This window comes from Candidatus Effluviviaceae Genus V sp. (assembly GCA_014728125.1).
In the GTDB taxonomy this organism is placed as follows: domain Bacteria; phylum Joyebacterota; class Joyebacteria; order Joyebacterales; family Joyebacteraceae; genus WJMD01.
The window spans coordinates 1-17,684 of record WJMD01000007.1 but is presented as its reverse complement, the minus strand read 5'-3'; the positions used below and the strand labels follow the sequence as shown (position 1 = coordinate 17,684).

The 17,684-nt window shown below is 67.7% G+C and carries 19 protein-coding genes; 1 reads left to right on the top strand and 18 read right to left on the bottom strand.

Going from position 1 to position 17,684, the window contains the following annotated elements; all coding sequences use genetic code 11:
• Positions 1–39: 39 nt before the first annotated feature.
• Positions 40–708 (top strand): transposase, encoded by a 669-nt coding sequence (locus tag GF405_00420; protein ID MBD3366618.1) that lies wholly within the window; start codon positions 40–42, stop codon positions 706–708.
• Positions 709–942: 234 nt separating this feature from the next.
• Here the strand turns inward: GF405_00420 and GF405_00415 are convergent, their stop codons facing one another.
• The 18 genes from GF405_00415 to GF405_00330 form a co-directional block, all read right to left on the bottom strand.
• Positions 943–1,608 carry a hypothetical protein gene (locus tag GF405_00415; protein MBD3366617.1) on the bottom strand — a complete coding sequence of 222 codons (666 nt, stop codon included), beginning with the start codon at positions 1,606–1,608 and terminating at the stop codon, positions 943–945.
• Positions 1,609–1,997: 389 nt separating this feature from the next.
• Complete coding sequence (locus GF405_00410; GenBank protein MBD3366616.1) at positions 1,998–2,369, bottom strand: hypothetical protein; 372 nt, start codon at positions 2,367–2,369, stop codon at positions 1,998–2,000.
• A gap of 1 nt (position 2,370) precedes the next feature.
• Positions 2,371–2,571, bottom strand: coding sequence for a cytosolic protein (locus GF405_00405; GenBank protein MBD3366615.1), 201 nt, complete (start codon positions 2,569–2,571; stop codon positions 2,371–2,373).
• A 120-nt stretch (positions 2,572–2,691) separates the two neighbouring features.
• Positions 2,692–2,973 (bottom strand): hypothetical protein, encoded by a 282-nt coding sequence (locus GF405_00400; GenBank protein MBD3366614.1) that lies wholly within the window; start codon positions 2,971–2,973, stop codon positions 2,692–2,694.
• Between the two features lie 23 nt (positions 2,974–2,996).
• The gene (locus tag GF405_00395; GenBank protein ID MBD3366613.1) at positions 2,997–3,191 is read right to left on the bottom strand and encodes a DUF1858 domain-containing protein; all 195 of its coding nucleotides are present in this window, start codon (positions 3,189–3,191) and stop codon (positions 2,997–2,999) included.
• 176 nt (positions 3,192–3,367) lie between these two features.
• The gene (locus GF405_00390) at positions 3,368–5,023 is read right to left on the bottom strand and encodes a hypothetical protein (protein ID MBD3366612.1); all 1,656 of its coding nucleotides are present in this window, start codon (positions 5,021–5,023) and stop codon (positions 3,368–3,370) included.
• Entirely contained in the window at positions 5,024–5,797 is a 774-nt protein-coding gene (locus GF405_00385; GenBank protein MBD3366611.1) for an ATP-binding cassette domain-containing protein, read from the bottom strand.
• Between the two features lie 28 nt (positions 5,798–5,825).
• Positions 5,826–7,631: a tetratricopeptide repeat protein gene (locus GF405_00380; protein ID MBD3366610.1), complete on the bottom strand. Its 1,806-nt coding sequence runs from the start codon at positions 7,629–7,631 to the stop codon at positions 5,826–5,828.
• Between the two features lie 155 nt (positions 7,632–7,786).
• Positions 7,787–8,731 carry a histone deacetylase gene (locus GF405_00375; GenBank protein ID MBD3366609.1) on the bottom strand — a complete coding sequence of 315 codons (945 nt, stop codon included), beginning with the start codon at positions 8,729–8,731 and terminating at the stop codon, positions 7,787–7,789.
• The gene (locus GF405_00370; GenBank protein ID MBD3366608.1) at positions 8,728–9,891 is read right to left on the bottom strand and encodes a hypothetical protein; all 1,164 of its coding nucleotides are present in this window, start codon (positions 9,889–9,891) and stop codon (positions 8,728–8,730) included. Before GF405_00370 ends, GF405_00375 begins: the two co-directional genes overlap by 4 nt.
• 60 nt (positions 9,892–9,951) lie before the next feature.
• Positions 9,952–10,455, bottom strand: coding sequence for a hypothetical protein (locus GF405_00365; protein ID MBD3366607.1), 504 nt, complete (start codon positions 10,453–10,455; stop codon positions 9,952–9,954).
• A 17-nt stretch (positions 10,456–10,472) separates the two neighbouring features.
• Positions 10,473–11,135 carry a hypothetical protein gene (locus GF405_00360; GenBank protein ID MBD3366606.1) on the bottom strand — a complete coding sequence of 221 codons (663 nt, stop codon included), beginning with the start codon at positions 11,133–11,135 and terminating at the stop codon, positions 10,473–10,475.
• Positions 11,132–12,016 carry a GTP cyclohydrolase I FolE2 gene (locus GF405_00355; GenBank protein ID MBD3366605.1) on the bottom strand — a complete coding sequence of 295 codons (885 nt, stop codon included), beginning with the start codon at positions 12,014–12,016 and terminating at the stop codon, positions 11,132–11,134. Before GF405_00355 ends, GF405_00360 begins: the two co-directional genes overlap by 4 nt.
• A 117-nt stretch (positions 12,017–12,133) precedes the next feature.
• Positions 12,134–13,420 (bottom strand): adenylosuccinate synthase, encoded by a 1,287-nt coding sequence (locus tag GF405_00350; GenBank protein ID MBD3366604.1) that lies wholly within the window; start codon positions 13,418–13,420, stop codon positions 12,134–12,136.
• Positions 13,420–13,950, bottom strand: a complete 531-nt coding sequence (gene purE, locus GF405_00345) for a 5-(carboxyamino)imidazole ribonucleotide mutase (GenBank protein ID MBD3366603.1) — start codon at positions 13,948–13,950, stop codon at positions 13,420–13,422. The genes GF405_00350 and purE overlap by 1 nt, the downstream gene beginning before the upstream one ends.
• A 50-nt stretch (positions 13,951–14,000) precedes the next feature.
• Entirely contained in the window at positions 14,001–15,569 is a 1,569-nt protein-coding gene (gene purH / locus GF405_00340; GenBank protein MBD3366602.1) for a bifunctional phosphoribosylaminoimidazolecarboxamide formyltransferase/IMP cyclohydrolase, read from the bottom strand.
• Positions 15,566–16,996: an amidophosphoribosyltransferase gene (locus GF405_00335; GenBank protein MBD3366601.1), complete on the bottom strand. Its 1,431-nt coding sequence runs from the start codon at positions 16,994–16,996 to the stop codon at positions 15,566–15,568. The genes purH and GF405_00335 overlap by 4 nt, the downstream gene beginning before the upstream one ends.
• 12 nt (positions 16,997–17,008) lie before the next feature.
• Positions 17,009–17,684: phosphoribosylaminoimidazolesuccinocarboxamide synthase (locus GF405_00330; GenBank protein MBD3366600.1), on the bottom strand; the 676-nt coding region annotated here is incomplete at its 5' end.

Below are 17,684 nucleotides of genomic sequence, written 5' to 3'. Positions count from 1 at the left end.
TCGATCCAGCGCCACATCACGCGAGTGAAGCACAGGGTCGTGAAGACCCTTGCCTGTCAGGGACATCGGTTCACCGGCACGAAGAGCAACTGGACGGGGAAGCACCGGGCCTGGCTCGAGCGCATGCGGCGGGAGCTCGACGGTCCTCAGAGGGTGGTGCTCTCCACGCATCTCGATCACCTGGAGTACCTGGAGAGCGAGCAACGGTCGCTCGACGCCGAGATCGAGCGGTACTCCCGCATGGGGCCGTGGCGAAGGAGCGTTGAGGCTCTCATGTGCTTCCGTGGGATCAAGACGCTGACGGCGATGACGATCGCGACCGAGATCGGGGACATCCGTCGGTTCCGATCCCCCCGGGGACTCATGGCATACACCGGACTGGTTCCCTCGGAGCGGTCCAGCGGTGACGTCGAACGCCGCGGACCGATCACGAAGTCCGGGAACACACATCTGAGACGGGTGCTGGTGGAAGCGGCCTGGCACTACTATCACAGGAGCCGCGCTGAGCAGCGGCTGATCCGGAGGCGACAGGGACAGCCGGCTGAAGTGGTAGCGGTAGCCGTCAAGGCGCAGCGCCGTCTGACGAAGCGGTTCTGGAGACTGCGGGAGAGGAAGCACAACAACAAGGCCGTCACGGCCGTGGCCCGTGAGCTGTGCGGCTTCATCTGGGCTGCTCTGAACGTGGTAGCTCAGACAGAGGAGGCATAGTCAACCTGACAACCAGGGGGAAGAGGCACGGAAGGAGAACCCCCGTCATCGGTATGCGGTGAAGAGAACCCGCGATCCTAGACCGGGGCAGCTCCGGACGGGCCTCTGCGTGTGCGGTAGTTGAACCCGCGGATATCAGCCTGAGTCACCGTCGAAGAAGCCTCTTCCTCCGAAAGGGGGCCCCGTGCTCACGCACGGGGCCCCCAGAACCGGCTTGACACCGGCTGTTCCATATCAGCGATAGAGCGCCTTGATGTTCGACCACGTGCCGTCCTCGACCGGCGAGACCGGCGCCGGGAACGTGATGATTGTGCCGTCCGGCGCGGTGACGCAGACATTGTCGATCCAGTAGTCGCCGCGCGTGCCGCCGGAACCCGAGTAGAGACGGGCCTCGATGACGAGCGCGTCGCGCGTGCCGCCGTCCGAGTCGAACGTCCAGGTGTGCTCGATGTAGTCCCAGCCGGTGCCGGCGGTATAGTCGTAGTTACCGCTGGCCGAGCCGGCGTAGCTGTTGACGTCACCGGACTGCGCATAGTGACCCCAGATGCGGAGCGAAGGCGACGCGGTCGGCGTGTCGTCGTAGCCGTAGAAGCTGGCCGTGACGACGTCGCCGTCGGTCAGACCCTCGATGAAGGCGACGTAGGCCTGGGGCGTCCCGCCGATCGGCTCCTCGGCGACGTGCAGGTAGTGGCTGCCTTCGTACGCGCCGGGGCACGTGTACGTGCCGCCAGTGCTGTCGTCGCCCGTCTGCGGGCCGGTGACGTTCGTGTCGTCAACGAGATTGCCGTAGAAACCCATGATCGTACCGCCGTCCTCCCAGCCGTAGCAGAGCGTCTGCTGGGCGAAGGCCGCCGGAGCGATGAACAGAACCGCGAGTGCGATAGCAACGAACTGCTTCATTGGGGTTCTCCTTCGTCAGGGGATCATGCTGCTCCACAAGACCCGATACTCCCGCCTCACCTGGCGGGTCCGCAGGATGCGCCGCCAAGGCGCTTCTGCGGTCCCTTTCGTCTGCGTCACCTCCCTCCGCATTCCGATGGCCCGTGAGGCCATGTTCTCGCTCCCCGCCCGGGACATATAGATTACCCGGGACGGGCCCGAATCTGCGCAAATCGTTTCCGAGAGTACCACAACCTCCGACGCGCAATCAAGCGCGCGACGTTAAGTGTTGATGTGGTTGCGTGTTAGGATTTCGTCAAGACTGGCTTTCACTCATTGCGGCGGCGGAGCTGGTCGTCCGCAGGCACCGTCTCGTGCCGCGCCGTCCTCGGATCGCCGTCCCCTCTCCCCTAGCAGGTGAGATGAAGGCCCGCGACGACGCCGCCCCGGGGCGCCCGCTCGTTGTAGGTTTCCACGGCCCGGCCCGTCTTCTCGATGACGAGCTCGACGCCGCGGTCGCGGATGGCCTCAGCGACGTCTTCGGAGACCGACATGACGCCGTTCGCGCCCCTGCCGATGATGAGAACCTCCGGTGGGTCGTTCAGGAGGTCGCCCAGGTCCTTCATGGACAGGCTGTGTCCCTCCTCGCGCCACCACTCCGGCCTCACGCCTTCGGGCGTGATGATGACGTCGTTCGTGTAGGTCTCGCCGTCGACGACGATGCGGCCGAACGCGTAGGAGTCGATGCGGGGCGGCTCCCTCCGCGCTGCGTCCTGTGGCATGTCAGCTGTTCTCCCTGACGAACCGCGCAAACGAACGGTCGTAGGTCCGCTCGACCTCGTCCGAGAAGCAGCAGGCCGGAAGCTCGCGCATTCTCAGATGGTAGCTCAGGCACTCGCAGCAGAGTCCCTTTCTAGGACAGGGGTCGTAGCTGCAGTTGCAGTGTTCGAGGTTCGTCTCCTTCTGTCCGCAGTCTTGTGCCATCCTCACTCCCTTCACAGGGCCCACAACCCGGTCCCGGTCGGGCTTCGGGGTTCCACGATGCGAAACGCCCGGCCGGGCATGCGCCGGCCGGGCGTCGGTCGAACATCTCCTGGCGGGCGCCTAGACCGTGCTGCGGTGCCTGTCCTTGAGTTCGCCGGTCTTGCCCCGGTTCCAGCCGCTGACCTTGGAGAAGTAGCCGGTCACGCGGGTGACGTGGTCGACGTTCCGCCCCTGCGCGCAGGCGGCTGTGATCGTGTCGAGCGTGTTCTTCTCGACCGCGTCGAACGTGCAGCGCGTCATCGTCTGATACGCGTCGCTCCGGATGATGATGGCCCCGTCCTCGGTCTGGTAGTCCCAGCCCTCGTGCGAGTCCAGCCATCGCTTCAGTTCCTCGACCTGCATGGCGCCTCCCCTCGCTCACACCCTCACGCAGCTGCCTCGTCGCCGGTCGCCGCCTGGTTCAGATCGGTCATGAGCGCATCGACGTCGATCCCGTGGGCGGCAGCGCCCTCGGCGATCGACTCGAACGCTGCGACCGCGCACCCGATGCAGTGGAGTCCGTGCTTCATGAAGACCGGCACCGTCTCCGGGTGCTTCCTGACGACATCGCCGATCGGCATGTCCTTCGAGATCTTCTGCTCAGCCATTGCTTGCTCCTGTCGTATGTCGATCCTGATTCGTGAGCGTCATCTTAGTGGCCGCCTCCCCGGTGATGCAAGGGCAAACAGCACCCGCGATGCGGCCGCCGTCGCTCCGGCCATGTTTCGATGCGCGGGCCGGCGTCCGGTCGCAGCGCCTACCCCAGAAACTCCTCCTCGGCGAGCCGTCGCCTCAGGCGCCGCCTCAGCACGAGCTCGAGGACCCACGCCGCGACCACGAGGCCGACGAGCACGAACGCCCCGGCCATCGGAATGGTGCGGAACGCCTTCTGAATGCCGATGACGATGCCCATGGCCATGGCGAGGAGCGCGACGATCCCCAGCTGGCGCATCTGCCGCGCCTTTTCGACCGACTGGGAGAGCGGGAGATGCGGCGCCGTGAACCCGATGAGCGAGAACGTGACGAGGGACAGCACGCACGTGACGATGACGAAGGCCGCGGCGCTCACGAGCGGCATGGCGAACGAGAGCAGTACGAAGAGGCCTGAGAAGAACGGTACGAGGTATCTCCAGATGACGACCTTCCTGGCCCCGACCACGAGCTCCGAGCGGTCGGCCACCGGTGCGGCGTAGAAGAGCCAGCTCGCCTTCCACTGGTCGGTCTGTGTCATCGCGGACGCGAAGAAGAAGCTGATGAACACACAGTACAGACCGAGGATGTTCATGACGTTCAGGCCGGCGCCGTCCGGAGACGGCAGGAGCGGGTCGTGCAGCGCCCCCGTGATGAGGCCGAAGAGATAGGCAGCCAGCGGAAGACCGAACGCCGGGTAGACGCGGGAACGGAGTTTCCTCTCCCGCGCCAGATAGGAGGCCATGAGTTCGTAGCCGGCCCGCTCCCCGTCGCCCGAGCAGACCAGTCTCCCGAGGGGGAACCGGGACGCTCCCTGCCTTCTCTCGGGGGTCTGGACTTCGCCCGGCGCCGTGGAGGCCAGCTCCGCGAGCCGGCCCGCGTAGCCGAGGGAGATGGTCGGGAGCGCAAGCCCGAGGACGAGCGCCGAGGAGATGCCCGCGAGCGCGGCGAGGAGCGCGCTCTGTGCCGGCGCGCCGCCCGATGCGAGGTCGACCACGGCCGCGTACCAGGCGGGCGGCGCTGCGAAGAGCCAGCCGCCTCTCGCGATCGAGATGAGCGTCGGGTCGTCGGCAAGCATGCGCGGCAGGAACACGTATCCCATCGTGAGGACCAGCGTGGCCGCCGTGTGGACGTAGGTAATGGCGGAAGTGAAGCGGTCGTAGCGCACGACCCTGACGGCCGCGCTGTAGAGCACGACGACGAGCGCGGCGGTCGACCAGCACGACAGGAGCGCCATGGCGTAGTGCGTCAGTCCGAAGGCCGCTCCCGACGGAAAGGTGAAGCCGCCCAGTATCGCTCCCGGGCCCGCCAGCGTCGTCGCCATGAGCGAAGCGTAGAAAAGCAGGTTGGCGACCTTCGCCCAGAAGTACGTCCTCGACGAGATCGGGCGGTGCGCCATGATCTCGTAGTCGTCCGGGTTCACGACGACGGTGCCGTACTCCATGATGACCGTCAGCGCCGTCATGAACATCGCGCCGGACAGCGTGAAGATCGTGTATGCGAACGGGTCACCGGACCGGATGAGCGCCACGGCGAGCAGGACGCCCATCACCGTGTACGTGATGAGGACGATGACGAGCGGCGGGACCTTCGAGCCCCCGTAGCGCGACCGCGACGACCGGACATCGAGCAGGATGCTCGCAACGAGCAGCGCGCGGAGCTGGCGCCAGTCGACGCCCGCCGAGGGACGCCCGACGGCATCGTCCCATCCACCCAGCGGCATCTACCCCTCCCCCCCGCCGGTGACGCTCCGCGAAAGTGCCTGTACGACGCCCGGGAGGTCACCGGTCGACGTCAGCTCGCTGAACACGCCCTCGAGCGAGCCGCGGTGCGTCATCTCCTTGAGCTCCTCGACGTTGCCGTCGGCCGCGACGGAGCCGTCCTTCAGGATGACGACGCGGTCGCAGATGCGCTCGACGACCTCGAGCACGTGGGAGCAGTAGAAGATGGTCCTGCCCTGGGTGGCCAGGTCCCTGAGAAGCTCCTTCAGCACGAGCGCCGTGTTCGCGTCGAGACCCGAGAGGGGCTCGTCCAGGAAGAGGACGCTCGGGTTGTGCATGAGCGCGGCGGAGATGAGGACCTTCTGCCGCATGCCTCGTGAGAACGACGTCATGACGCGGTCCGAGGCGTCCGCGATCCCGAAGAGCTCGAGAAACGACTCGGCCTTCCTGATGGCCTCGGTCCGGTCGAGATGATACAGGTGCGCCGTCAGGCTCAGGTACTCGCGGGGTGTCAGGTTCTCGTAGAGCGCGCCCGTCTCCGGCACGACGCCGATCCGTCGCTTCGCCTCCAACGGCTCCTCGAGGATATCGTGTCCCTCGATGAGGGCCGTTCCGGCGGTCGGCTTCAGCATGCCCGTCGCCATTTTTACCGTCGTGGTCTTGCCGGCGCCGTTCGGGCCGAGGTACCCGCAGATCTGTCCCCGCGGGATGCTGAGCGAGACGCCCCTGACCGCTTCGACATCTCCGTACGTCTTCGCCAGATCGATGAGCTCGATGGCGGCCGTATCCGTGCCTTCCGCCACGCTACCTCCCGTCGTCGTTCGTGTCCGCGGCCATGATCTCCTCCGCCGTCTCGATGAGCGCCCGCGCCTCGTCGACGATCGGTCGCGGGGCGGGCGGGTCGGCCGTGACGACCCTGCGCCAGCTCCTCACGGCGGCGCCGAGCGAGTCCTGCACCGCCAGCGCGCGTCCGAGACCGATCCATGCCTCGTGATAGTCGGGGTGCAATTCCGTTGCCACCCGGAAGTGACGTTTCGCCTCGTCCGGGCGCCTGAGCGCCATGAGCGCCTTTCCCAGGTTGTGGCGGGACGAGATGTCCCGCGGGTCCTCATCGACCGCCCGCGCGAAGGCCTCGCTCGCCCTCTCCATATCCCCCTGACCACCGAGGATGGCACCGACCGTGTTGTGCATCGGTGCCGTTCTGAACTCGATCAGGTCGACGTTGACGGCGGTCGCCAGAAGGGCCAGAAGCACGAGGGAAGCTGCCAGCAGCGCGATGCGGTGCTCTATCAGGAAGTCGTGGAGTTTCTCGACCGCGGCTCCCGCGGCGGGGATCAGCACGATCACGATCGCGAGTCTGTAGCGACCCGTGATGAAGAACGGCAGGACCGACGCCATGAAGGCCAGAGCGAACGCGACGAAAAGCGGCGTGGCCTTTCGCCGCCAGGTGAGCAGCAGGCCGAGGAGACCGAGCGGCGCGACGACCGCGAACGTCCCGACGGGCAGGCGGAGGACCGGGGCGAACTCCTTGACGAAACCGAGGTGATAGTGATTGGGGATCTCGTAGTGGTTCCAGAAGAGCGCGAACTTCCATGCCGTCAGGCGGGCCCAAGCGCCGGGTTGTTCCTGCACGAACGAGACCGCCCGCCCGGCCCAGAAGTCCGACACCTCGCCCGCAGACAGGTCGCGTCCGACCGCTCGCTCCGCCACCTCGGCCGACGCCCTCCGGAGGTCGAGCCGCATCTCGGGAGGGACGCCGAACATCCCGGTCGCCCCCTCGTGGTTCCCGATCCACAGGTTGATGCCTCCGTTGGACGACACCGGGATGAGGTCGCCCTCGACCCTGGCGTTGTGGATCGTCGCCGGGAGAATGGTGAGACCGGTCACGAGGAAGACGAGAAGTCCGGCCGGCAGCCAGCCTGTCCGGCGTCCTCCCTTCAGGGAACCGAAGCGCCCGAAGCCCCGCGTCGCGAGCCAGACCCCGCCGATCGGGGCGAAGAGCAGCAGATTCGGCTTCCCCAGGGATGCCAGACCCAGCAACAGTCCGGCGCACGCGGCCCGGGCGAGTCCGCTCCGGGACGGCGCGTCATCCGCCCCGGCGGCCCCGAGGTGACGGGCGGCAGACAGCAGCGCCACCAGAGTACCGGCGACGAAGACGAGCACGAGCGTGATCTCGAGAAGCTCGGCCTCGAAGAAGATGAACGGCACGTAGAGCGCCGCGAAGACCCCGGAAACCAGTGAGGCGGGCCTCGAGAACGCGGTGCGCGTCAGACGCATGATGAGGAGCACGGTGACGATGCCGACCGCGATCTGTGTACCTCTCACCGCGTCGAGGTTCTGCGAGACGGCCGTGACGGCCGCGAGAAACCACGGGTAGAGCGGGCTCGAATGGAAGTAGGCGTGCGGCGGGACGACGTTCCCGGACAGGATGTCGAGCGCCTGCCGGCGATAGAGTGCCGGATCGCCCGTGACGGCCTGGAAGAGCGGGTGTTCATGGACCTGGAGCAGGTAGACGATGCGGACGATCGCCGCCAGCGCTGCGATCAGCGCCTCCGGGAGGATCGCACCCGTCCGACCGCTCCTGCATGTGTCGCTCGTTTCCGACGTCATGGTGTCCGTTCGCTCTCCGCTCTGAGTTCCCGCCCTCAGGGAGTCAGCACGGGTTCCCTGCCATAGCCGGGACCGTCGCGGGTGAACCGCCGGGCATCCGGGGCGGTCCCGTCGTACGCCTTCCTCCGGATGCCGGCGGCCGGAGGCACCGAACCTCAGGTTTGCTCCGAACGGTCCTTCGGAGCCGTGGTCTCGAGCGCCTCGCCGGTCTCGATGGCCGCCGTGACCGTGGCCGCGTGGATGGCGACCGTCTCGTCGGTCCGTGCGGCGTAGCCGCCCGCGAGCACGGCCGCGAACGGAACGCCCCGCTTCGCGCAGGCGCCCATGACCATCGCGTCCCTCTCGGCCAGGTCGTGCGGCGAGAGCTTGAGCCCTCCCAGGAAGTCGTGCTCGTAGGGGTCGGCGCCGGCGACGTAGAGCACCAGCTCCGGATCGAAGTCGTCGATGGCCCAGGGCAGCCCTTCCGCCAGACGCTCCAGATAGGTCGGTCCCTCGGTCCAGTCGGCCAGGGGGATATCGAGCGAGCTGGGCGGCTTCGGGAACGGGTAGTTGTTCTCCTGGTGGATCGAGAACGTGAAGACGCGCGGGTCGTGGCTGAAGGTCGCCGCCGTGCCGTTGCCCTGGTGGACGTCGCAGTCGACGACCGCGACGCGCGACACCGTACGGTCCGCGAGCAGACGCGCGACACCGATGGCCACGTCGTTCAGGAGACAGAACCCCTCGGCGTGGTCGGGGTACGCGTGATGGAACCCCCCGCCCACGTTGACCCCGACGCCGCGCTCGAGCGCCGAGCGGAGCGCCGCGATCGTCCCGCCGGCGGCCAGGAAGAAGGAGTCGACCAGGCTCCGCGAGAACGGAAGCTCCAGCCTGATGATGTCGTCCTCGGAGAGTCCTCCGGTCAGGATGTCGTGAACGTACGCCTTGGTGTGGACAAGGAGCGCGTCGTCCACCGAGGCGGGCTGCGGTTCCACGACGTCCTCGGCCGTGATGACCCCCGACGAGACCAGGGACTCGATGACGCGGCCGTACTTATCCATCGGGAACACGTGACGGCCGATGTCGGCCTGGTAGCGGTCGGTGTACTGGAGAAGCGGTCTCATGGGGCCTCGTCCGTTTCGGAGCTTCCCTGCTGTTCCTTGTGCTGTGTTCCGCCTGTCGTGTCCCCCCGGGCGGCCTGCGCCGGCACGGGAGGCGCGTCGCCGCCGACGGCCGTCGAGTCGGCCGAAACCTCCGGGTCGGGCCGCGGCGGCAGGACGGCCCGCGACGTCATGACGATCCACGCGTCCGTGGGGCGCCCGTCGAGACGCGCCGGGACGAAGCGCCACCGCTTCACCGTGCTCGACACGACGGCCGCCGTCGAATCCGCCAGGGTGGCGTCGAGGACCGTCGCCTCGACGGGATTCCCCAGCGTGTCGACGCGGATCTCGACCCTGACGTTCCGAAGGCGCGTCGCTCCGTCGGCCGGAGGTCCTTCCCACCGGGCCAGCCAGGGGGCCTCTTCGTAGCGCGACAGCGACTCCGGCCGGTCGGGTGAGCGCTCGATGGTCCTGAGATACGGTTCGAGCTCAGGGATCGTCTCCGCATCCGGGAACGCCGGCAGCGCCTGTCCGGAGACGCCGTCCCTGTCGACGGCCTCGGCCTTCAGCGATTCGGCCTCGGCATTGCCCCACGGCACGTCCGTCTCCCGGAAGAGGAGGGCAAGCCTGCGGTACGCCCGTGATGCAGCGGGCTCGGCAGGGCCGACGATGTCCGCGAACGTCCTGTAGGTGTTCTCGGCCTGCCGCGCCTCTCCGGCGAGTTCGTGCACCATGCCGAGTCCCAGGACCGCGTCGGGCTCGACGTTCGGCGGAAGCCCCTCCGCCGCGAGCGAGCCCTCCCCCAGCGCGCGGGCGACCGGCGCTCCGACGAGCTCCTCGTAGAGCGGTCGGGCCTCTTCATGACGGCCGGCCCGCAGGAGCGCCGAACCCAGCGCGACCGTCCCCGGCCGCCAGTCAGGATGCTCCTCGACGATCCTCGTCAGAACCGACAAGGCCGCGGCGAACTCGTTCTGAAGGAACAGCTCGATCCCCCGGGCCAGCAGCGCCTCCCGGTCCGCCTCCGCCGGAGCCGAGGCCCCGGCGGACGGAGGCAGCACCAGAGCGACGACCAGCAGGGCGGCGAGCAGCAGCGGTGCGCGGCCTGCGGCGCCGGAGGCCGCAGCAGGCCCCAGAGACGACCTCTGAGGCGCCCTTGCGGGGCTTCCGGGGTGTTGGGGCGCCATCAGATCAGGCTCCTTTGAATGGCCTTTTCGCCGTGTGTGTAAAGCTCTCAGGGTTGCTTTCTACCAGCGTCTGGGGACCCGCCGCCTGTGGGGCGGTCGGTACCGCGGGGGGTAGTCGATGCGCGCCCTGCGCTCACCGAGCAGTGTGCGCGTCCGCTCGAGGACGCCCCTGACGAGATCGGCGGGATACTCCCACTCGAACTCGGTCGTCCCGTCGCAGACAGCGCACTGGGGCGCGACGGTGGCCCGGACGTGTGTGTCGCCCTGCCGCGTGATGATGCAGCGGAGTCTGTAGACGGGGCGGCCGTCCGCCGGGCGGCCCTCGGCAACGAGCTGCGGCTTCGTGCCCGCGACGACGGCGCCGCCGGTTCCGGCATCGAGCGCGAACCCATGCTCCTGCATGGACCGCGCGACGGCGTTCCGGACCCGGGGCGCGTCGGCGATGAACCAGGCGTCGCCCGAGGTATCCGGGGGCGGCGTGGTCGAGACGAAGGTCGAACCACCTGCGCAGCCGCCGGCCGCGAGAGCGGCCATGAACAGGAGCGGGATCATCCGTGTCCTCACGTTCGTCCCCCCTTCGTTCAGCTTTCGAGCGCCCGCTCACGCGCCAGCACGGCGAGCGCGTCGCGGGCCGTGTCCTCCGCGCGCCTGATGTGCTGCCATCCCGCCGACGTCAGACTCTGGTTGACGGCCTGGCGGGAGACGCCGAGATGCTGCGCGACCTGTTGCTGGGTCTCGCTGCTGCGGACCAGCGAGATGATCTGCCGCTGGCGTTCCGTCATGCGGTCGGTGAACTCAAGCATCAGTGAGATGAGCGACTCGAGGAGGGGCTGCCTGCCCGGGGCCAGGATGGCGACGCGGGCGTTTCGCAGACCGGTCGCCAGAAGGGCGGTCAGCGCAGCGGTCGTCACCGCGTCCGCCCCGACAACGGCCCGGTCGAGCGAGCCGACCGCCGGGTGTCCGGTCGCGACGGCCAGACCGAACGTGGCGTGCTCGGGCCGGACGGCGTCCGAGATGTGGCGGACGAGGTCGAGCAGGTGTTCGGGCTCGTCGGCCCGGATGACGATGGCTCCGTCCGCCGCGGGTTCGGGCGGAGCCGCGATGAAGGACGCGACGACGTCCCGGACGCCCTTCAGAAGAAGGTCGCGTGCCGCATCGTCGGTTCTCGGCGTGCCGGCCGACTCGTGCAGACGCGCGGCCAGCACGGACCGGGTCCCCGCAGGGCTCACGTCGTATCGGCTCACGTTTCGCCTCCGTCGGCTTCCCCCGCCTTCAGCTCACGGGGTGTCCGCGTGACCGAGGCGTACGCATCGTGTGCGTGGACGCTGTCGAGGTTCCTGGCCTCGACGCTGTACCAGAGCACCCGGACGTCCGCATCGAGACGCTCGGCGACGTTCCGTGCCAGATCCTCGACGAGGACAGGGCGGTCGTGGGCCGCTTCGATGACGGTCCTCTCGTCGTCGCTCGACAGAAGCGGATAGAGCGGCGCGCTGGCGGAGGTCTCGACCAGCTCCACGAGGTCCTCGATCCAGACCCTCCCCTGCGTCCTGACCGAGACGGTGACGTGGCCGCGCTGGCTGTGTGAGTCTCCCCCCGTCGTCTCCATGGAACACGGACAGACACTCAGAACGGGCACGCGAACTGAGAGGACGTGATCGAAGCCCCCCTCGTTCAGCGAGGCCTCGACCGTCACGTCGCACGCGAGGCGGCTCTCCGCGCCCGTCGTCGGCGCGCGCTTCACGATGTAGTACGGGTGACGTATCTCGGTCGAGGCCGACCTCGAGCCCAAGTTCTCACGGAGCGCCTCGAGAAGGCGCCTGACGGCCTCCGGACCGAGCGGTTGCTCGCGGTTCGCTTCGAGTGTCGAGACGAATCGGCTCATGTGAGCGGCCCGTTCGTCCGCGTCCAGTCCGACCCACAGGCCGACAACGCCGTCCGCCCGGGCGTCGCTTCCGGCTCGAACGGGGACCCGGAGCGGATAGCGCAGCCCCGCGATACCGACGCGATCGAGCGCGATCTCCCGCGTGTCGGACCTGTCATGGATGCGCGTCATGCGATCTCCCGCGTCCTGTCCCCCGGCATGGCCGGAGGGACCGGTCACCCTCCGCAGAAACTGAGTGCTCATCCATGCTACGCGTCCCGACGTGCGGCGTCAAGGACTGGGCATTGCCTGTTCTGGAGAGCACAAGAAGGGCCGGCGCGCCGCTCCCGACGCGCCGGCCTGGGTCGTTCGTCGGCGGTTCTAGAAGACCCTGTCGAAGTGCACGATCGCGTGTGAGGCGGCTCCGACGGACACGGCCGCCACGCGGGCGCCCGAGAGTTCCTCGATGCGCCGCAGGTAGTCCCGGGCCTTCCCGGGAAGCTCGTCGACGGCGCGGCATCCGCTCGTGTCGGCGAGCCAGCCCGGCATCGTGTCGTAGACGGGCACGGCGCGGGCCAGCTGCTCCGCCGAGCGCGGGAAGTCCTCGGTGCGCTCGCCATCGATCTCGTACGCCACACAGACCGGGATCTCCCCGCAGGCATCGAGTACGTCGAGCTTCGTGATGATGAGGCGGTCGATGCCGTTCAGCGCGATCGAGTAGCGCAGGGCGACGGTGTCGAGCCATCCGCAGCGTCTGGGACGGCCCGTGGTCGAGCCGTGCTCGTGTCCCCGCTCGCGGATGGCCGCGGCTTCCTCGCCCTCCGACTCGGTCGGGAACGGCCCGGCTCCGACCCGCGTGATGTAGGCTTTGGCCACGCCGATGACCTCGTCTATCGCGGACGGAGGAACGCCCGTGCCCGGGGCGAGACCTCCCGCGCTCGTGTTCGACGAGGTGACGTACGGGTAGGTACCGAACGAGAGGTCGAGCAGTGTTCCCTGCGCGCCTTCGAAGATGACGTTGCCCGGCGACTCCACTGCCCCTCGGATGATCGGGGGCGTGTCGGCCAGGTTCGGCAGGAGGCGCGGCGCCAGTGTCCGAAGCTCCTCGAGCATGTCGTCGGTGTCGACCGGCTCGGCTCCGTAGGCCTTCGTCAGGAGGGTGTTCTTCCGCTCGGCGATCCCGCGGACCCTCTCTGCGAACGCGTCGAACGAAGCCAGCTCGCCGATGGTCACGCCCTCGCGCGCCGTCCTGTCGGCGTAGGTGGGACCGATGCCCCGCATGGTCGTCCCGATCGCCCTCGCTCCCCTCGCGCGCTCCTGAGCCTGCTCGATGGCCTTGTGGTAGCGGAGCGTCAGATGGGCGCCCGTGTCGATGAGGAGGTTCTCACCGACCTCGATGCCGAGCTCGCTCACCTTGTCGATCTCCGCCACGAGCCCTGACGGGTCGATCACGACACCTGCTCCGATGACACACGTCACGCCCGGCACGGATATCCCCGACGGGAGGAGATGGAAGACCACGGGGTTGCCGCTCACCGACACCGTATGCCCGGCGTTCGCGCCGCCCTGGAACCTGACGATCATGTCAGCCAGCGCGGCGTAGTAGTTGGTGAGCTTCCCCTTCCCCTCGTCTCCCCACTGGGTTCCGATGATCAGCAGACTGCTCATCAGTCTCCTTCCGCGGCCGCCTCGCTCCCGGCGGCCAGCTGCCTGTCCTTCTCCTCGACGGAGCTGCGCATCCGGCTGCGGTAGTCCTCAAGGCGCTCCTTGATCTCAGGGTACTTGATGCCGAGGATCTCCGCCGCCAGGACCCCCGCGTTGCGGGCGCCGTGCTTGCCGATGGCCAGTGTCGCCACCGGGATGCCGGCCGGCATCTGGACCGTCGCGTAGAGCGCATCGACGCCGGAGAGGGGGCCGCCCTCCATCGGGACGCCGATCACCGGCAGCGTCGTGAAGCTGGCGATGACACCGGCCAGATGTGCCGCCAGCCCCGCGCCCACGACGACCACCTCGACGCCGTCTGCCTCGAGGCCCCGAGCGATCTCCGCCGTGCGCTCGGGCGTCCGGTGTGCGGAGGTGATCCTCGTGACATGCGGTATGCCGAGCGTGGCGAGCGTCTTCTGGGTCTCGACCATCGTCTTGAGGTCGGAGTCGCTGCCCATCAGGACGGCCACCTTCGGCCGTGTGTTCTCTGTCATGTGTGCCCTCCGGCGCGTCCCGGTCGCGCGTGGTGCGAACGGGACCGTGTCTAGTGCTTGAAGTGACGCATTCCCGTCATGACCATGGCCATGCCGCGTTCGTTCGCGGCCTTGATGACCTCGTCGTCGCCCTTGGAGCCGCCCGGCTGGATGATCGCCGTCACCCCGGCCTCGGCCGCCGCGTCGACGGCGTCGCGCATCGGGAAGAAGGCGTCGGACGCGAGCACCGTGTCTCTGACCCTCTCCCCCGCCTTCCAGACAGCGATGCAGCTGGCATCGACCCGGCTCATCTGTCCCGCTCCGATACCGACGGTCCGCGTGCCCTTTGCGAGCACGATGGCGTTCGAGCGGACGTGCTTGACGATGCGCCAGGCGAACAGAAGCGAGCGCATCTCCTCCTCCGTGGGTTCGCGTTCGGTCGCGCAGGTCACGCCCCCCGGCGAGAGGACCATCGTGTCGAGGTCCTGCGCCAGGAGCCCTCCGCCGAGCATCGAGCGGAACTGCCGCTCCGGCTTCAGCCCGTAGCTGGTGAGATCGGGGAAGCTCGCACGCAGCAGTCTCCGGTTCTTCTTCTTCCGCATGAGATCGAGCGCGTTCTTGTAGAAGTCGGGCGCGATGACGGCCTCGACGAAGTGCGTATTGTGAATGAGCTCCGCCACCTCCATGTCGACGCTCCTGTTGAGCGCGATGATCGAGCCGAAGGCCGACATCGGGTCACAGCCCAGTGCGTCCTCGTACGCCTTCGCCAGCGTCGGGGCGGTCGCGGCGCCGCACGGCGTCGAGTGCTTGATGACGGCCGCCGCGGGCTCCTCGAACTCGCGGACGATGGCGAGGGCGGCGTCGAGGTCCATCAGGTTGTTGTAGGAGAGTTCCTTGCCCGACAGCTGTTCCGACGAGATGATGGATGGGTCCTGGGGTCTCTGGCGGCACCTGTAGGCCGCGGCGCGCTGGTGCGGGTTCTCGCCGTATCGCATCTCCGCGCACTTCTCGTACTCGAGCGTCAGGAACTCGGGGAAGTCGCCGTCGGGCTCTGTCGCGGCGGCGAGATAGCGATGGATGGCCCGGTCGTAGTCGCGGGTCACGGCGAACGCGCTGACCGCCAGCTTCCTCCGTTCTTCCATGGGCAGGTCGCCGTCGTTCTCCTTCAGGAGCCGGGTCACGCGTTCGTACTGTGAGGGCGAGCTGACGACGATGACGTTGGCGAAGTTCTTCGCGGCGGCCCGGAGCAGCGTCACGCCGCCGATATCGATCTCCTCGAGCGCCTCTTCCAGTGTGGAGCCTGCCGCGGCGGCCACCTTCTCGAAGGGATAGAGGTTGACGACGACCATGTCGATGCGCTCGATGTTCTCGCGCTCGAGGGTCGCGACGTGGCTCTCCTTCTCCGGCAGCGAGAGGATCGCGCCGTGGATCTTCGGGTGGAGGGTCTTGACCCTTCCGTCGAGGATCTCGGGCGCGCCGGTGAGGTTCGAGACCTGTCGGCACTCGACTCCGCCGGCTCCCAGGACGCGCGCGGTCCCGCCTGTGGAGACGATCTCGATGCCGAGCTCCGCAAGCACGTTGACGAAGTCGACGAGTCCATCCTTCCGCGAGACGCTGACCAAGGCTCTCTCAATGCTCATCGCGACTCACTCCTCATCGTCTTGTTGCTGCCGCATTGCTGTCTCTGTGCGATGCACTCGTGCGGATAGCTGCCGTCGAAGCACGCCACGCAGTACCCCGAGCGCGGCGGCGGAACCGATTTGAGCAGTCCCTCGAGCGACAGGTACGCGAGCGAGTCCACCCCGATGAACTCCGCGATCTCCGGGATGTCGCTTGTGGACGCGATCAGCTCCTCACGTGTCGCCGTGTCGATGCCGTAGAAGCAAGAGAAGCGTATGGGCGGGGACGCGACCCTGAGATGGACCTCGCTGGCGCCGGCATCGCGGATCATCCGCATCAGCTTCCTGCTCGTTGTGCCGCGGACGATCGAGTCGTCGACAACGACCACCCTCCGGCCCGCCAGCGTTGCCCGGACCGGGTTGTACTTGATCCGCACCTTGAGGTCGCGAAGCGACTGCTTCGGATGGATGAACGTCCTCCCGATGTAGTGGTTCCGGATCAGCCCGAACTCGAGCGGAATGCCCGATTCCTCACTGTAGCCGAGGGCGGCCGAGTTGCTCGAATCGGGCACCGAGATGACGATGTCGGCGTCGACGGACTCCTCCCGGGCCAGACGTCTCCCCAGCGCCCGCCGCACGCCCTCGACGGAGGCCCCCGAGATCACCGAATCGGGCCGAGAGAAGTAGATGTACTCGAAGATGCAGAAGCTCGTCTGTCCTTCCGCCGGCGCGAATCGTCTCGACCGGATGCCGTCGTCGTCGAAGAGCACGATCTCTCCCGGTTCGACCTCCCTCTCGAACGTCGCGTCGACGATGTCGAGCGCACAGCTCTCCGACGCCACGACCCAGCCTCCAGTCTTGAGTCTGCCGAAGCAGAGCGGCCGGTAGCCGCGCGGGTCGCGGACGGCGACCATGCGTCCCTCGATCATGAGCAGAATGGAATAGGCTCCCTCGACACCCTGAAGGGCCGTCGCGAGGATCCCCGGAATGTCCTCGGCCCCCGGCGTCCCACTCGCGGAGTGGGCCCGCGCGATGAGATGCAGGATCGTCTCGGTGTCGGTGGTCGTCCGGAAGATCGACCCACGGGCCTCGAGCCTCGCCCGGAGTCTCTCCGAATCGACGAGATTCCCGTTGTGCGCTGCGGCGAGGGAGCCTCCCCTGAACCGGACGAGGATGGGCTGGGCGTTCATGAGGCGACTCTGACCGGTCGTGGAGTACCTCACGTGACCGAGCGCCACGGAGCCAGGGAGACGGTCGAGCGTCTCCTCGTCGAACACCTGGCTTGCCAGGCCCATGGCGCGGTGCTGGAACGCCGTCTCGCCGTCCCAGGTCACGATGCCGGCGCTCTCCTGCCCCCGGTGCTGCAGTGCGTAGAGCCCGAGGTACGTGAGATGCGCCGCCTCGCGGTTCCCGGCGACGCCGAAGATGCCGCACTCCTCGTGGAACATGGTCTCGCTCCTCTAGTCGGAGACGCGCTCCAGGATCTCGGAGTAGGCCTCCAGGAATCCGCCCAGGTCCTGGCGGAAACGGTCCTTGTCCATGATCTTGCCGGACTCGGCATCGTGGAACCGGCACGTGTCCGGTGAGATCTCGTCTCCGAGGACGATCTCTCCGTCGAGCTTGCCGAACTCGAGCTTGAAGTCCACGAGCGTGATCCCCCGCTCCCTGAGGAAGGAGGACATCACCTCGTTCACCGTGAGCGCTTCCCTCTTGATCAGGTCGATCTCATCCGGGGTCGCGAGCCCGAGCGCGCGAACGTGTTCCTCGGAGAGGACGGGGTCGCCGAGATCGTCGTCCTTCAGGTAGAACTCGACGATCGGCGGCTCGAAACGCCGCCCCTCCTCGACGCCCAACCTCTTGACCATCGAACCGGCTGCGACGTTCCTGACGACCACCTCGATCGGCATCATGTCGAGCCGCTCGACGACCATCTCGGTCTCTGAGATCCGCTCGATGAAGTGCGTGCGGACGCCCTCACGGTCCATCAGCGCGAGGAGCGACGAGGAGATCAGGTTGTTCAGTCTCCCCTTGCCCTCGATGACCTCGTGCTTGACGCCGTTGAACGCCGTGGCATCGTTCTTGAACTCCTGCACCATCAGTTTCGGGTCGTCCGTCTCCCACAGGATCTTCGCCTTG

What these genes read in the sequence shown, in the direction of transcription:
- GF405_00415 (MBD3366617.1), bottom strand. Translation starts at nt 1,608, where the DNA reads ATGAAGCAGTTCGTTGCTATCGCACTCGCGGTTCTGTTCATCGCTCCG.
- GF405_00410 (MBD3366616.1), bottom strand. Translation starts at nt 2,369, where the DNA reads ATGCCACAGGACGCAGCGCGGAGGGAGCCGCCCCGCATCGACTCCTAC.
- GF405_00405 (MBD3366615.1), bottom strand. Translation starts at nt 2,571, where the DNA reads ATGGCACAAGACTGCGGACAGAAGGAGACGAACCTCGAACACTGCAAC.
- GF405_00400 (MBD3366614.1), bottom strand. Translation starts at nt 2,973, where the DNA reads ATGCAGGTCGAGGAACTGAAGCGATGGCTGGACTCGCACGAGGGCTGG.
- GF405_00395 (MBD3366613.1), bottom strand. Translation starts at nt 3,191, where the DNA reads ATGCCGATCGGCGATGTCGTCAGGAAGCACCCGGAGACGGTGCCGGTC.
- GF405_00390 (MBD3366612.1), bottom strand. Translation starts at nt 5,023, where the DNA reads ATGCCGCTGGGTGGATGGGACGATGCCGTCGGGCGTCCCTCGGCGGGC.
- GF405_00380 (MBD3366610.1), bottom strand. Translation starts at nt 7,631, where the DNA reads ATGACGTCGGAAACGAGCGACACATGCAGGAGCGGTCGGACGGGTGCG.
- GF405_00375 (MBD3366609.1), bottom strand. Translation starts at nt 8,731, where the DNA reads ATGAGACCGCTTCTCCAGTACACCGACCGCTACCAGGCCGACATCGGC.
- GF405_00370 (MBD3366608.1), bottom strand. Translation starts at nt 9,891, where the DNA reads ATGGCGCCCCAACACCCCGGAAGCCCCGCAAGGGCGCCTCAGAGGTCG.
- GF405_00355 (MBD3366605.1), bottom strand. Translation starts at nt 12,016, where the DNA reads ATGAGCACTCAGTTTCTGCGGAGGGTGACCGGTCCCTCCGGCCATGCC.
- GF405_00350 (MBD3366604.1), bottom strand. Translation starts at nt 13,420, where the DNA reads ATGAGCAGTCTGCTGATCATCGGAACCCAGTGGGGAGACGAGGGGAAG.
- purE (MBD3366603.1), bottom strand. Translation starts at nt 13,950, where the DNA reads ATGACAGAGAACACACGGCCGAAGGTGGCCGTCCTGATGGGCAGCGAC.
- purH (MBD3366602.1), bottom strand. Translation starts at nt 15,569, where the DNA reads ATGAGCATTGAGAGAGCCTTGGTCAGCGTCTCGCGGAAGGATGGACTC.
- GF405_00335 (MBD3366601.1), bottom strand. Translation starts at nt 16,996, where the DNA reads ATGTTCCACGAGGAGTGCGGCATCTTCGGCGTCGCCGGGAACCGCGAG.